This window comes from Embleya sp. NBC_00896 (assembly GCF_045207785.1).
Lineage (GTDB): Bacteria > Actinomycetota > Actinomycetes > Streptomycetales > Streptomycetaceae > Embleya.
This window is the reverse complement of record NZ_CP108776.1, coordinates 3407940-3421623: the sequence shown is the minus strand read 5'-3', so window position 1 is coordinate 3421623 and position 13684 is coordinate 3407940. Positions and strand designations below refer to the sequence as shown.

The 13684-nt window shown below is 71.0% G+C and carries 13 protein-coding genes; 6 read left to right on the top strand and 7 right to left on the bottom strand.

Annotated features, from left to right (window positions below; translation table 11 throughout):
- The first annotated feature begins 140 nt into the window (after window positions 1-140).
- Entirely contained in the window at window positions 141-1472 is a 1332-nt protein-coding gene (locus OG928_RS15500) for an NAD(P)/FAD-dependent oxidoreductase (protein ID WP_406284039.1), read from the top strand.
- A 238-nt stretch (window positions 1473-1710) separates the two neighbouring features.
- Window positions 1711-3327: a SpoIIE family protein phosphatase gene (locus OG928_RS15495; protein ID WP_406284037.1), complete on the top strand. Its 1617-nt coding sequence runs from the start codon at window positions 1711-1713 to the stop codon at window positions 3325-3327.
- Between the two features lie 90 nt (window positions 3328-3417).
- Here the strand turns inward: OG928_RS15495 and OG928_RS15490 are convergent, their stop codons facing one another.
- Window positions 3418-4683, bottom strand: coding sequence for an MFS transporter (locus tag OG928_RS15490; RefSeq protein WP_406284035.1), 1266 nt, complete (start codon window positions 4681-4683; stop codon window positions 3418-3420).
- A gap of 372 nt (window positions 4684-5055) precedes the next feature.
- Here OG928_RS15490 and OG928_RS15485 point away from each other — a divergent pair, with 372 nt between their 5' ends.
- On the top strand, window positions 5056-5610 hold the full coding sequence (locus OG928_RS15485) for a MarR family winged helix-turn-helix transcriptional regulator (RefSeq protein ID WP_406284033.1): 555 nt from the start codon (window positions 5056-5058) through the stop codon (window positions 5608-5610).
- Between the two features lie 79 nt (window positions 5611-5689).
- Entirely contained in the window at window positions 5690-5959 is a 270-nt protein-coding gene (locus tag OG928_RS15480) for a hypothetical protein (protein WP_406284031.1), read from the top strand.
- A 19-nt stretch (window positions 5960-5978) separates the two neighbouring features.
- On the opposite strand, the gene OG928_RS15475 is transcribed toward OG928_RS15480, so the two are convergent.
- Window positions 5979-6446 (bottom strand): DUF6328 family protein, encoded by a 468-nt coding sequence (locus OG928_RS15475; RefSeq protein WP_406284029.1) that lies wholly within the window; start codon window positions 6444-6446, stop codon window positions 5979-5981.
- Window positions 6447-6702: 256 nt separating this feature from the next.
- Between OG928_RS15475 and OG928_RS15470 the strand changes: the two genes are divergently transcribed.
- Complete coding sequence (locus OG928_RS15470) at window positions 6703-7611, top strand: DMT family transporter (protein WP_406284027.1); 909 nt, start codon at window positions 6703-6705, stop codon at window positions 7609-7611.
- A 98-nt stretch (window positions 7612-7709) separates the two neighbouring features.
- Window positions 7710-7976, top strand: coding sequence for a hypothetical protein (locus OG928_RS15465; RefSeq protein WP_406284025.1), 267 nt, complete (start codon window positions 7710-7712; stop codon window positions 7974-7976).
- 204 nt (window positions 7977-8180) lie between these two features.
- Here OG928_RS15465 and OG928_RS15460 read toward each other — a convergent pair whose 3' ends face one another.
- From OG928_RS15460 to OG928_RS15440, 5 genes are all read right to left on the bottom strand, one after another.
- A complete protein-coding gene (locus OG928_RS15460) occupies window positions 8181-8576 on the bottom strand; it encodes a hypothetical protein (RefSeq protein WP_406284024.1) in 396 nt (131 codons plus the stop codon).
- A 32-nt stretch (window positions 8577-8608) separates the two neighbouring features.
- Window positions 8609-9952 (bottom strand): ATP-binding protein, encoded by a 1344-nt coding sequence (locus OG928_RS15455; RefSeq protein WP_406291003.1) that lies wholly within the window; start codon window positions 9950-9952, stop codon window positions 8609-8611.
- Window positions 9953-10052: 100 nt separating this feature from the next.
- Complete coding sequence (locus tag OG928_RS15450) at window positions 10053-11564, bottom strand: SCO6880 family protein (RefSeq protein WP_406284022.1); 1512 nt, start codon at window positions 11562-11564, stop codon at window positions 10053-10055.
- Window positions 11564-12883, bottom strand: coding sequence for a hypothetical protein (locus OG928_RS15445; RefSeq protein ID WP_406284020.1), 1320 nt, complete (start codon window positions 12881-12883; stop codon window positions 11564-11566). The genes OG928_RS15450 and OG928_RS15445 overlap by 1 nt, the downstream gene beginning before the upstream one ends.
- Window positions 12873-13682, bottom strand: a complete 810-nt coding sequence (locus OG928_RS15440; RefSeq protein WP_406284018.1) for a hypothetical protein — start codon at window positions 13680-13682, stop codon at window positions 12873-12875. Before OG928_RS15440 ends, OG928_RS15445 begins: the two co-directional genes overlap by 11 nt.
- Window positions 13683-13684 lie beyond the last annotated feature (2 nt).

Below are 13684 nucleotides of genomic sequence, written 5' to 3'. Positions count from 1 at the left end.
GGACCCCACCCCAGAAGCGGAATCCGACAGCACGGTTGTGAAGATATCGCTGACCGCTGACGACTCGTCACCACCCGTGCGGGCACGCCAACCGCCTGATCGGCTGTATGTCCCGGGTGGAAAGGGGCAGAGTGGGACGCATGACGACCTCGACTCGGCCCGAGCGCATCCTGATCGTCGGCGGCGGCTACGTCGGCCTCTACACGGCTCTTCGCCTGCAACGGAAACTCAAGGCGGGAGAGGCGACCGTGACCGTCGTCGAACCGCAGTCGTACATGACCTACCAGCCCTTCCTCCCGGAGGCCGCGGCCGGCGCCATCTCGCCGCGCCACGTGGTCGTGCCGCTCAGGTCGGTGCTGCCCAAGTGCCGCATCGTCACGGGGACGGTCGAGCACATCGATCACGCGAAGAGGACCGCGACGATCGAGCTGATCGGCGGCGAGACCTACGACTCGCCCTACGACCTGTTGGTGGTCGCCCCCGGCTCGGTCGCCCGCACGCTGCCGATCCCGGGGCTCGCCGAGTGGGGCATCGGCTTCAAGACCGTCGAGGAGGCGATCGCGCTGCGCAACCACGTGCTGGAGCAGATGGACACCGCGTCCTCCACGCGCGATCCCTCGATCCGGGACCACGCGCTGACGTTCGTGTTCGTCGGCGGCGGCTACGCGGGCGTCGAGGCCCTCGCCGAGCTGGAGGACATGGCGCGCTACGCGTGCCGCTACTACCACAACATCACCCCGGCGGACATGCGCTGGATCCTGGTCGAGGCGAGCCCGCGGATCCTGCCCGAGGTGGGCGAGGACATGGGCCGGTACACGGTCGCCGAGCTGCGCCGCCGCGGCATCGACGTACGGCTGAACACCCGTCTCGAATCGGCGAAGGACCGGCACGTGGTGCTCTCCGACGGCACCGAGGTGGACGCGAGCACGCTGGTGTGGACGGCGGGCGTCAAGCCCAGCCCGATGCTGATCGCCACCGACCTGCCGCTGGACGACAAGGGCCGGCTCAAGGCCCGCGCGACCCTCGAGGTCGACGGCGTCCCCGGGGTGTGGACCGCGGGCGACTGCGCGGCGGTGCCCGACCTGACCAAGCCGGGCGAGGAGTTCACCGGCCCGAGCGCGCAACACGCGGTGCGCCAGGCGCGGGTGCTGGCCGACAACATCATCGCGAGGCTGCGGGCCGAGCCGCAGCGGCAGTACCGGCACAAGCACGCCGGTTCGGTCGCCTCGCTCGGCCTGCACAAGGGCGTCGCGCAGGTCTACGGCATCAAGACCAAGGGCTTCCCGGCCTGGTTCATGCATCGCACATATCACCTCAGCCGCGTGCCCACGATGAACCGCAAGATGCGCATCATGGCCGAGTGGACACTGGCTCTGATGTTCCGACGCGAGATCGTCTCGCTGGGTTCGATCGAACACCCGCGCGCCGAGTTCGAGTACGCCACCCGCGGCGATCGCGGGCCCGCGCGTTAGTGGGACGGGCTCCGGACCCGAGTGGGCGGTGGGCTCGTAGGCTGGCGTGACACTCGACGGTTGAGTGTGTCGTGACCGGGTCCCGTACATTGCCACAACCCACCCCGGTGGTACCCCGAACGGGGGCCCGGTCACGGGACGTGATTCCCTCGGGGCCGACTTTCGCCCACACTGGTGATGTCACCCGAGGTAAACCTCCATGCGCTTTGCGTGAACGAACTCCCTAGGAAGCGAGCGGTTGAACATCACCCGGTGGGGCGCCCGGCTGGCCGGTGACCGGCGGCGCGTGGTGCCGGCGGCACGCAGCCAGGAATCGAACGACACCTTCCCGCTGCGGGACGTGCTGGCCCACGCGCCGGCGTTGATCGCGGTCACGCGGGGCTCGAACCACGAGCTCTGTTATGTCAACGACGCCTACCGGGCCGTGTTCGGCGCGCGCAAGTCGGGCGTGCCGGCCCGTGACGCGCTGCCCGAACTCGCCGAGCACGGGCTGCTGACGCTGATGGATCAGGTGTACCGGACCGGCCGCGGCCGGACGGTTCGCGCGCGCCGGGTGGACCATCGCGGCGAGACGTATCCCGGCATGCCGGAGAGCGAGCGCAAGCACGGCTACTACACGTTCGTGTGCACGCCGGTCCGCCCCGAGGCGGCCGGGCGCGGCGGCGACACGCGTGGCGTGCTGGTGTTCGCGGTCGACGTCACGGACCAGGTCCAGGCCACCGACCGGCTGCGGGAGAGCGAGCGGCGGCACCGTCAGGCGGCGGTCACCCTGCAACGGAGCCTGCTGCCGCAGCGCCTGGAGAACCCCGACGACCTGATCGTGGCGGCGAAGTACCTGCCCGGCGGCACGGACGCGGCGGTGGGCGGCGACTGGTACGACGTGATCACCCTCGGCGCGGGCCGCACGGCACTGGTGATCGGCGACGTGATGGGCCGCGGCGTGCGCGCGGCCGCGGTCATGGGCCAATTGCGCACGGCGGTACGGGCGTACGCGCGGCTCGACCTGCCGCCGCACGAGATCCTGCAGCTGCTCGACGAGACCGCGATGGAGATCGACGCGACCCAGATCGCGACCTGCGCCTACGCGGTCTACGACCCGGGCGAGGGGATCCTGACCTACTCGACGGCGGGCCACCTGCCGCCGCTGGTCCGGGACGGCAACGACGTGATCCACAAGCTCGACGACGCGAACGGCCCGCCGCTGGGCACCGGCGCGAGCTGGCCGCACACGTCGGGCCGGATCACGCTGGATCCGGGCTCGACGGTCGTGCTGTACACCGACGGCCTGGTCGAGCGTCGCGGCGAGGACCTGGACGAGGGCATCGACACGCTCGGCGGCGCGCTGCTGTCGTCGGTGGGCGAACCCGAGGCGGTCCGCGACCACCTCATCGCGCACATGCAGTTGCCCGAGGAGCACGACGACGACATGGCCATGCTCGTGCTGCAACTGCCGCGCCGCGAGGGTGCCCAGGCGCGGTTGTTCCGCACGGCGTCGCTGGACCTGCTCGGCGGCAGCGAGGTGGCCGCGCGCGGCCGGGCCTTCACGTCGGGCGTGCTCGCGAGCTGGCAGGTCGGCGAGGAACTGCGCGAGCTGGGCGTCCTGGCGGTCAGCGAGTTCGTCGCGAACGCGCTCACCCACGGGGCGGCCCCGATGCGCCTGCGCCTTCGGCGCACCGACAAGCGGCTGATCGTCGAGGTCTCCGACGCGGACGACCACGTGCCGCGCAGGCGGCGGGCGGCGGCCGACGACGAGAGCGGGCGGGGCGTCGCGATCGTCGCCACGATCGCGAAGTCGTGGGGCAGTCGGCTGACCGACGAGGGCAAGACGGTCTGGTGCGAGTTCCCGTTGGGGTGAGCGCGACCGGCCCGACGGCCCGGTGTCCTCGAACGCCGGACGGGCTCGGTCGAGCCCGTCCGGCGTCGGTGGATCGGCGTGCGTTCTCGATCAGGCCGTGAGTACCGGCTGCCGCTCGGCGCGGACCGGCGCCGACTCGGCGACGACCACGCCGTTCTGGGTCGGGTTCAAGGTGTGCCGCATCCGGAGCCCGAGCACCGTGATCAGGATCGAACAGCCCATCAGGATCACCAGGTACGGGCCGTACAGACCCGCGCCGACCATGACCCCGGCGAAGGCCGGGCCCGCCGCCATCGCCAGCTGCTTCACCAGCGACTGGACCGCGTTGTACTGGCCGAGCAGGTGCGCCGGCGCGAGGTCGGCGACCATCGGGCCGAGCGTCGGCGCGAGCAGCGATTCGCCCACCCCGAGCAGCGCGTAGGTCGTGACGATGGTGAGCGCCGCCGCGACCGAGTCGTGGTGCAGCAGGCCCGACACCGCGGTCACGATCCACGCGAGCAGCCACACCAGACCGGTCGCCGCGATTACGGTGCTGCGCCGCCGCCGCTGGGTGATCCGCAGGACGGTGAGCTGACCGAGCACGATCACGGCCGTGTTGGCCGCGAGCGCGACGCCCAGCATGCTCGGCGAGATCCGGCTGACCTCGGTCGCGAACGCGGCGAGGCCGGACTCGAACTGGCCGTAGCAGGTGAAGAAGATGACCGCGCTGACCACGCACAGCTTGACCATCGCCCGGTTCCCCAGCGCGTGCCGAAAGCCCGAGCCGGGTGCCGTGCCGGCCGGCGCGACGGTCGCGGCGGGCAGCCGTACCGTTCCGCACACCGCGGCGAGCACCAGGAACATCGCCGTCTCGGTCGCGAACAGCACGGTGAAGCTGGCCGGTCGCGACGGATCGACGATCAGGCCGCCGATCAACCCGCCGATGCCCAGGCCCAGGTTGTTGAAGGTGAACTGGAGGGCGAACGCGCGGGCCCGCGTCATCGGTGTCGTGCAGCGCACGATCATCGTCGCGAGCGCCGGCTGGATCGAGGCCACGCCGGCCCCGAGCAGCGCCGCGCCGAGCATCACGAGCGATTCGTTCACGGCCAGGCCCAGGACCAGCGAGCCGAGCGCGGCCACCACCGCGCCGATCGCGACCACCGGGCGGGGGCCGCGCCGGTCGATCGCGGGACCGACCATCGGGAGCGCGCAGAGCGCGGCGACGGCGAGCACGCTGAACATCAGCCCGGCTTGGCCGGCCGACATGTCCCGCACCCGGGTCACGTACACGAACAGGAACGGCACCGTGAAACCACTGCCGAACGCACTGAGCGCGTTACCGAGTTGGATTCGACGCAGAGCGCCTTGGGTCGCCATCACACACCTCCCCGACTACCGGTCGCGCGGGCCGGCCGTTCCGGTCCGCGGGGTCGGTCCGCAGGCGGGGCTCGGCCGATCGGGGGCGTGCGGAGGCAGCCGGGCCGAACCCGCCGGGACGGGGCCTGCCCGTGTCCCGGCGAGGAGGCTCGCCTGTACCTGCGTCGTCGGCGGCGCGCCGGGGGCGGCCGGGGATGAGCCCGGGCCCACGCCGGCGGCGCCGCTGTTCCTGGTCCGATGAGTCCGAGTCCTCAAGCCTGAAGACTTCAGACCTAAACTATACGAGTCTTTAGCGTTGTCGTCCAACGCTTTACCGGCCGACGCCGGCCGACGGCGGCGGCCGGGACCGTGAGAGGTGGGATACTTCCCGGCATGACAGAGGGGGCCGAGCCGGCAACAGCGGATGAAGGCGACATCGAGGAATACATCGCCGTCTTCCAGCGCGAGTTCCCGGAGGTCGACCCACAGGTCGAGACCATCGTGGCGGCGCTGTCCAAGCTCAACCGACGGATGAACGTCGCGTACGGCCGCCAACTCACCGCGCTGGGCATCACCAACGCCGAGTGGGAGGTGCTCAAGGCCCTCGTGCTGATCGGCCGCCCCTACCGGCTCAGCCCCGGCGAACTGGCCCGGCGGCTCGGCCTCACCCCCGCGGCGATGACCCATCGGCTCGACCGGATGGTCGCCGAGGACCTGGTCACGCGCACGCGCGACGAGCAGAATCGGGTCCGGGTGATCGTCGAGCTGACCACCACCGGGCGCGACGTATGGCTGCGGGTGGTGCGCGAGGCGGCGGTCTTCGAGGCCGGCCTGCTCCAGGACCTGGGCCCCGAGCAGCGGCACGCGCTCGCCGCGGGCCTGCGCGGCATGCTCGCCAGGGTCGAGGAGTCCCAGCCGGACGCGGGCGGCCGGCTCGACACGGAGTGACTCGGTGCGGGCGGCCGATCGCTGCCACGATCGGCCGCGCCGCGACAGCAGGAGACCGGACGACAAGGGGACCGGATACATGCGAGTGCGCATTCCGCGGCAACGTACGGACATCGACCGACTCGATCGTCCACTGCCCGCGTCGTTGTCGACCCCGGCCCCGCGCATCCTGCGCGCCCCGCGCCCGAGGGCTCCGCAGGGGAGCGGCGATCCGCTGCTCGACTACCGCATGGTGGTCACCCGCACGCTGATCCGACATCGCCCGGCCGACCCCACGACGTGCGGTTGCGGCGTACCGCAACCGTGCCCCGTGGGGGCACACGCGGCCCGACTGCTGGAATGGGTCTGACGGGGTCCGCGACCCCGCGCTACGGCAGGTAGTCGTCGGTGCGGCGCTTGCGGGTGATCAGCGGCTGGAGCAGCCACACCCAGGTGATCAGCGCCGCGAGCGGAAGCGCGATCGACAGTGCCCAGGTGCGGCCGAACAGGTAGTCCACGACCAGCAGTACCGCCGACGTCATGGCCACCGCCAACGTGATCGAGCCGGCGATGCCGTACCGGTTCGACCGGCGCAGCAGCACGTCCTTGGCGCCGCTCCGAAACAACATCCGGTGTTGGACCGCGGGCGCGATGAAGCACACCGAGGACAGCAGGGTCGAGATCAGCGCCACCAGGAAGACGTCTCGTTGAAACTCCGTCACCCGTGCGAACCCGGACGCGAAGGGCACGGTGAGCAGGAACGCGAACATGAACTGCACACCGGGAATCGCGACGCGCAGGCCCTGCAGCAGTTCGTTGAGCTCGCGGTCGAGGCGCTCTTTCGGGGTTTCCTCCATGGCTTGCTGCTGCCCCGGAAGAAACGTTTCGCACCCTCCGCCGATCCACGGCCGGCCCACGGGCCTGGTTAGGGTGGGGCCCATGCACCACGACTGGTCCGTCTGCCCGCCGCCCCGCCACTGAGCGGGGCGTTTCCGGGTCCGATCCGGTGGTTCACGGGTCGCGGCCCCATCTCGGCGTGCCCTCGGGCGTGATCCGAACCGGTGCCGTCCCGCTCCGACGTTGTCCTGTTGGCGTCGAAGTCGGAGCTCTCCCATGTCCATTCGTACTCTGCTGCATGCCGCCCGCACCTCCCGGTCCGGGCTCGACCTGTTCGTCTTCGCCGGGATCCTGTGGGGCACCGGCGGCCTCGCCGGATCGCTGCTCTCCTCCCGGGCCGGCCTGCACCCCGTCGCCATCGCCGCCTACCGGCTGCTCACCGGCGGCGTCCTGATCACCCTGTACGCCGTCGCCTCGGGGCGGCTGCGCGTGCGGCCGCTCGGGCGCGCGGCGCTCGCGCGCGTGGCCGGCACGGGGGCGCTGCTCGCGGTGTTCCAGGCCGCCTACTTCGCGGCCGTGGTCAGCACGTCGGTGAGCCTCGCGACGCTCACCACAATGGTGGCCGTCCCCGTCCTGGTCACCGCCGGGCAGGCCGTCCTCGAACGTCGGCTGCCCTCCCGGGCCGCGACGCTGGGGATCGGCGTCGCCGTCGCCGGCCTCGTCCTGCTGCTCGGTTCACCCGCGGGCGGAGCCGGGAACAGGCTCGCCGGCACCGCGTTCGCCCTGCTCGCGGCCACCGGGTTCGCGGTGCTGACCCTGGACACCCGGCCGGCCCTGCCCGGCCTGGACCGGGTCGCCGTGACCGGGCTCGGGTTCCTGTTCGGCGGCGGCCTGTTGCTGCCCGCCGGGCTCGTGGTCGGGATGGGCGTGCCCGCGCGCGCCGACACGCTCGGGGCGGTCGTGTTCCTGGGCATCGTGCCCACCGCCGCGGCCTACATCGCCTACTTCACCGCGCTCGGCCGGGCCCGCCCCAGCGGCGGCATCGTGGCCGTGCTCCTGGAACCGCTCACCGCGACCGTGCTCGCCGCGTCGATCCAGGGCGAGCAACTCGGCGCCGCGCGGCTCCTGGGCGGGGTCCTCGTGCTGGCCTCGATCGCCGTCCAACAGACCGCCACGAGCCACTGACCCGCGCGGCCTCGTCGACCCTTCGGGCGGATGGATCCCGAACCACCCGTCCCACTCCCGTTTCTCGACTAGCGTCCCATCCCGAAGGGGAGGTGCACATGGGTGTGTCCGAAGGTGTGTCCGACGAGGCCGCGTTCTCACCGTTCGACCCGACCGCGCTGCCGGCGACCGGCGGCTACTACAAAAAACTCCCGCCCACGCCATGCGAGTACGAGACAACACCCTTACCGACCGAGGCAGTCGACGGCCACCCCGTCGTATGCAAGAACCGAGCCTGCAAGTACTTCCACAAATCCGACAGAGTCGAGTACAAGTCCGGCCCCCGCGCCTACCGCTGCGAAGAATGCATGACCTGGACCGACTGAACACCCCACCCGCAAACCGAACACAACCCAATCCCAGCCCGTCCGGCGTTTGAGGACGCCTCGGCCGCAGGCCGGGCCCACCCGACAGGGCCCTGTGGCCGAGAACATGGTGGGCCGGGCCAATCCCGGGTGACCCATACGGCCACGCGGCGACCAGACCCGGCCACGATCAACGAACGCCCTCGGCAGAGAAGCGCACGGGCATCATTCCCCCTCCGGGAGCTCCTGATTCCGCTTCGGGGCAACCGAATTGCGCGCCGCCACCCGACGCAGCCACCACCGGAACACCAGCCCCGCGGCGATCAGCAACAGCAGCACCACACACCCGAACGCCACCCAGAACGCCGTGGGGGAGGGCAGTTGGCCCGGCGGCGTGTCCGGCCACGCGCGCGGCAGGTCGTCCGGCGCGGTGAACACCGAGCGCATCGCCAACGCCGAACCGCGATAGGTGACCCGGTCCGGCCAGTCCTTGCCGCTCGCCACCGCGCCCAGACCCGTCGCGAGCCATATCACCGCCGTGCCGGCGACCAGCAGCGCGAGCCCGGCGATCAGCAGGCCGTCCGGGACGCCCCGCGAGGGCTCCCGGCCCGGCGTGGGCACGCGCGGCACCGGCGGGTACCCCGAGGACCCCACTACGCGGCCGGATCGTCGGCCAACGCCGCCTCGGCGCGCACCCGTTCCTCCACCGCGTCCTCGGTCATCGCACGGTCGGTGTAGACCATCGGCCGTTCGGTGTCGGTGATCAGGTGCTTGACCACCTGCACGTTGCCGTTGACGTCCCACACCGCGATGCCCGGGGTCAGGGTCGGAATGATCTCGACGGCCCACCGCGGCAGGCCGAGCACTTTCCCGGTCGCGCGCGCCTCGTCCGCCTTCTGCATGTAGACGGTTCTGGTGGAGGCCATCTTCAGGATCGCCGACGCCTCCTTGGCCGCGGCGCCGTCCACGACGTCGGAGAGGTGGTGCACGACCGCGACGAAGGACAGCCCGAGCCGGCGGCCGAACTTGAGCAGGCGCTGGAACAGCTGGGCCACGAACGGGCTGTTGATGATGTGCCAGGCCTCTTCGACCAAGAAGATCCGCTTGACCCGGTCCGGGCGGATCCACGTGTGCTCCAGCCACACGCCGACGATCGCCATCAGGATCGGCATCGCGATCGAGTTCCGGTCGATGTGCGACAGGTCGAAGATGATCAGCGGCGCGTCGAGGTCGATGCCGTCGGTGGTCGGCCCCTCGAACATGCCGCGCAGGTCGCCGTCGGTGAGCCGGTCGAGCACGAGCGCGACGTCCAGGCCCCAGACCCGGACGTCCTTGACGTCCAGGCTGAGCAGTTCGCACGACTCCGGCGTCGGGTTGCGCAGCGCGTCGACGATGTCCGGGAGTATCGGCTGGCGCCCGTGCACGGTCCGCATGACGTGCGTGTGCGCGGCCTTGAGCGCGTATCCGGCGCGCTCCTGGAGAGTGTGGCCCATCGCCACCTCGATGATGGTCCGCAGCAGCGCCAGCTGCCCGGTGACCGCGATCGCGGGATCGAGCGGGTTGAGCCGTACCGCGTCGCCGGAGAGGTCGTTCGGGTCGAGCCGGACCGGCTTGACGCCCAGCGCCTCGGCGATCAGGTTCCACTCGCCGACGCCGTCCTCGCCCTGCGCGTCGAGCACGACCACCTGGCGGTCGCGAAAGCGCAACTGCCGCAGCACGTAGGTCTTCTCCAGCGCCGACTTGCCGTTGCCGGACTCGCCGAGCACGAGCCAGTGCGGCGCGGGCAGCTGCTGTCCGTACAGCTGGAAGGGGTCGTAGATGTAGCCCTTGCCGGAGTACACCTCGCGCCCGATGATCACCCCCGAGTCGCCGAGCCCCGGCGCGGCCGTCGGCAGGTAGACCGCCTGGGCCTGACCGGTCGACGTGCGCACCGGGAGCCGCTGGGTCTCGCCGCGGCCGAAGATGATGCCGGAGAAGCCCTGGGTCAACGTGGACATCAGACCCGACATGTCGTCACCCCATCCATCCCGTCACCCCATCCATCCCGGCGAACCGTCGAGCGCGTCGCTCCGTCGAGCGCGTCGCGACCGCCGCCGCTCACTTGCGGATGCCCGTCGCGAACGGCAGCGTGTTGACGAACGCGCGGTGCTGCTCGCGGTCGCACCACTCCAGTTTGAGGAAGCACTTGCCCGCCGACGCGCGAATCGTGCGCTTGTCGCGGGAGAGTTGGTCGGGATTGCGCGAGGACACCGTGATGTAGCCGACGATGTTCACCCCCGCCGCGCCGCCCGCGAGGTCCTCGCCGCGCTGGTCGACCCGACCGGTGTGGGCCATGTCGCGCGGGTCGACCACGCGGTTCATCTTGGCCGCGCGCGCGGCGTCCGCGTCGTCGTTGGTCTTCTCGGTGAGCATCCGCTCGATCGCGACGTCGGTCGGCTCCAGGTCCATCGTGACGGCGACCGTGCGGATCACGTCCGGCGTGTGTACGAGCAGCGGGGCCAGGAAGTTGACGCCGACCGGGGTCAGCGGCCACTCCTTGATCCACGCGGTCGCATGGCACCACGGCTCGGCCGAGTCCGACTCGCGGGTCTTGGCCTCCAGGTAGTTCTGGTGCGTCGCGTCCAGCTCGGCCGGCCAGGCGTACCGCGCCTGCATGCCCTCGAACGCGTCGATCTGGTGCTCGGGGTCGTACATCGAGTGGATCAACGACGCGAGCCGGGCCTCGTTCAGCGGCTGCCGCACCCGGATGTCCGCCTCGGTCAACCGCGCGCACACGTCGGTGAGTTCGCGCGCCATCACCACGCCGATGCCCTTGTCGCCCTTGCCCATCACGTTCGCCTCGGCGGCCAGGTCGCGGGTGTAGTGCATGCACGCGATCAGGTACGCCCGGTGCTGCTCGGAGGACGTGGAGACCATCGACTGGAGCTGCTCGTACGAGTCCTGGACCCACGCCGGAGCGTTGTGGTCGCCGCGCCGGGCCACGTCCTTGGCGTGCGCGTCCGGGTCGGCCGGCAGCGTACGCGCCAGGACCTGAAGCCGGGTCACGAAGCCGTCGCCGTTGGCCACGTGCTTGAGCAGCGTGCCGAACCGCTCGACCAGCGCCTCCTGGTCCTCCGAGTCGCGCAGCCCCACTCCGGGGCCCTCGATCTCGATCGCGGCGGTGACCGTGCGCCGTTCCAGGTGCAGCATCACGGTCAGGTCGTCGGGCCCGAACGGCACGCTCGACCACGTCACCCGGCCGACCCCGGGCGGCGCGCCCACCGCGACACCCTGTCCGGTCAGCCTGGTGCCCGCCTCGGTGACCGCCGAGCGATACTTCGCGCCCCGCTTGAGGGTGCGCTTGTACGTCCGGTTGATCTCCCACCACTTGTAGAACGTGCGCCGTTTGTACGGCATGTACACCGCGGCGAACGCGAGCAGGGGGAAGCCGACCAGGCCCAGGACGCGGACCACCAGGATCGGCACGACCAGGCCCCACAGCAGGGCGAGTCCGCCCGCGGCGATGATCAGGAAGATCTCGCCCGGTTCGCGGTTCTTGCCGATGACCGCCGTGGGTTTGGCCTTGCCGATGAGGAAGGTCCGGCGGCGGGCGGCCGGTTGCGTCGTCATTACTCGTTACCGTTCCTCGCGTGAGGCGTTGCTGCGGGGTTGGCCGGGGGAGGCGGGGCCGGTGCCGGCGCGCCGCCCGATCCCCCGCCCCTGGTGCCATGGGCCGCAATGCCCGACGATACGGCGTTCGCGGTCGCCGGGGCAGAGCCGGAACCGCTCGATCCGCGCGAGGCGTGCGCCTGGATGCCCTGCTTCACGTAGGTGGCCGGGCCGTTGACCATCGAGGCCGGGCCGGCCGACTGCATGGCCTTGCGGCTGCTGTGCAGGGACGCCATGTCGTCGCCGAAGTTGGGCACGAATCGGTAGATGAGCACGCTCGCGAAGATGGACAGGAACAGGATCGCGAGACCGGACAGCACGGAGGAGAACGCGTCCTTCTGGCCACCCGTCGAGGTCACCGCGGTGGCGAGGCCGAGCACGATCACCACCACCGGCTTCGCGAGCAGCACCGCGATCATGATCCCGGCCCACCGCCGCACGTGGTGCCACATGGCCTTGTCCACCAGGCCCGAGTAGACCGCCGTGCCCAGGATCGCCCCGACGTACAACATCGCCGCGCGGACCAGGAGTTCGACCCACAGCACGGCCGCCGCGGCCATCGAGAGCAGCGACACGAAGATGAGCATCACCGGACCGCCGCCGAGCCCGCTCGCCGGATCCAGCGCCTTCGAGAAGCCGCCCAGGAATTTGTTCGTGTCCTGTTGGGTGCCGGTCGCGATCGCGGCGGTGATCGCGTCGGTCATCGAGACCGCCAAGTAGAGCATCAGCGGCGTGAACGCGGAGGCGATCACGGCCAGCCACAGGTAGCCGACCGCCTCGCTGATCGCGGTGCCGATCGGCACGCCGCGCACGGCGCGCTTGGCGACGGCCAGTATCCACAGGATCAGGGTGAGGAACGTCGACGCGGCGAACACCACCGCGTACTGGCGCAGGAAGCCCGGGTTGGTGAAGTCGACCTGCGTGGTGTCGTTCACCGCGCCCGCGAGCTTGTCGATGATCCAGGTGGCCGCCTCGGCACAGCCCTTGGCGATCGAACCGAGCGGGTCGGTGACCGTGCCCAGGGTGCCGGTGCCGGGGGCGCTGGGGCCGCCGTTGTTGCAGATGTCCTTGGCGGGGCCGGTGAGCAGGTCGCACTCGGGCTTGCCGCCCGAGGGGGTGGCGGCCGGCGTGCCGGTGGGTGTGGCGCCGGGGGAGGGCTCGGCGGACACGGCCGCGGCGCCGAGGACGACGGCGGCCTGGACCGTCGTCAGCAACCCGCCGACGGCCAGGAATCGGTTGCGGAAGCTGCGGCGTTCTCCGTGTTCTCCGTCAGCGTGCATGGCGCAATTCCCCGAACTCCCGGTCGGCCTTGGCGATGTCTTCGGCGCCGGACGGAACCTGCAGCCCGGCGACCGGAGTCGGTCCCTCCTTCTGACTGAACTCGACCAGTTTCCAGTCGCCGTTCACCCAGGACAGTCGCATCGTGGTGGTGTTCCACGCTTCGCCCACCGGCTTGGTGGAGGTGGTTCCCGCGAGGCCCACGACGCCCACGCTCCAGACTTCCACGGTGGCGGAAGTCGCGGTGTACGCGATGGACTTGGTGCCCATCGGCACGGTGCGGCACACGAAGGTCAGTCCTTTTGGCGCAGTCCCGTCGGCCTGGAGGCCGAATGTCGCGGTCTGCGAGCGGAAGACCTGGTCGGCGCGCACGAGCAGGCCCTCGGCAACGGCGGGGTCGGTGATCGTGGCGATGATCGCGGCGCGTGGCTTCGCCTGGAACATCCGGTCTGAGCCGTACGCGACCACGAAGTTCGCCGCGGCGGACTGCGCGCCCTCCGCGGTCTGCGGGTAGCCGACGGGCACTCCGGACTCGGTCCGCTCGGGCACCTGCGCCGCGGACAGCGGCGGTCCGGCGGACGCCTGGGGGCCGGTATCGGAGGTGGACCCGGTGTCCTTCGCGTCGGAACCCTCGCCGTCCTCGGACCGGTTCGCGGCGAACAGCAGGGAGATGATGACCACGGCGATCACGACGACGACGCCGATCCCGGACAGTATGGGGTTGCGCCTGGGCTCCGGACCCTCCGGTGAGGACGTGGGTCTGGGCAGGCGGGTGCGCGTGACGGGTTCCTCGTCGCTCATGG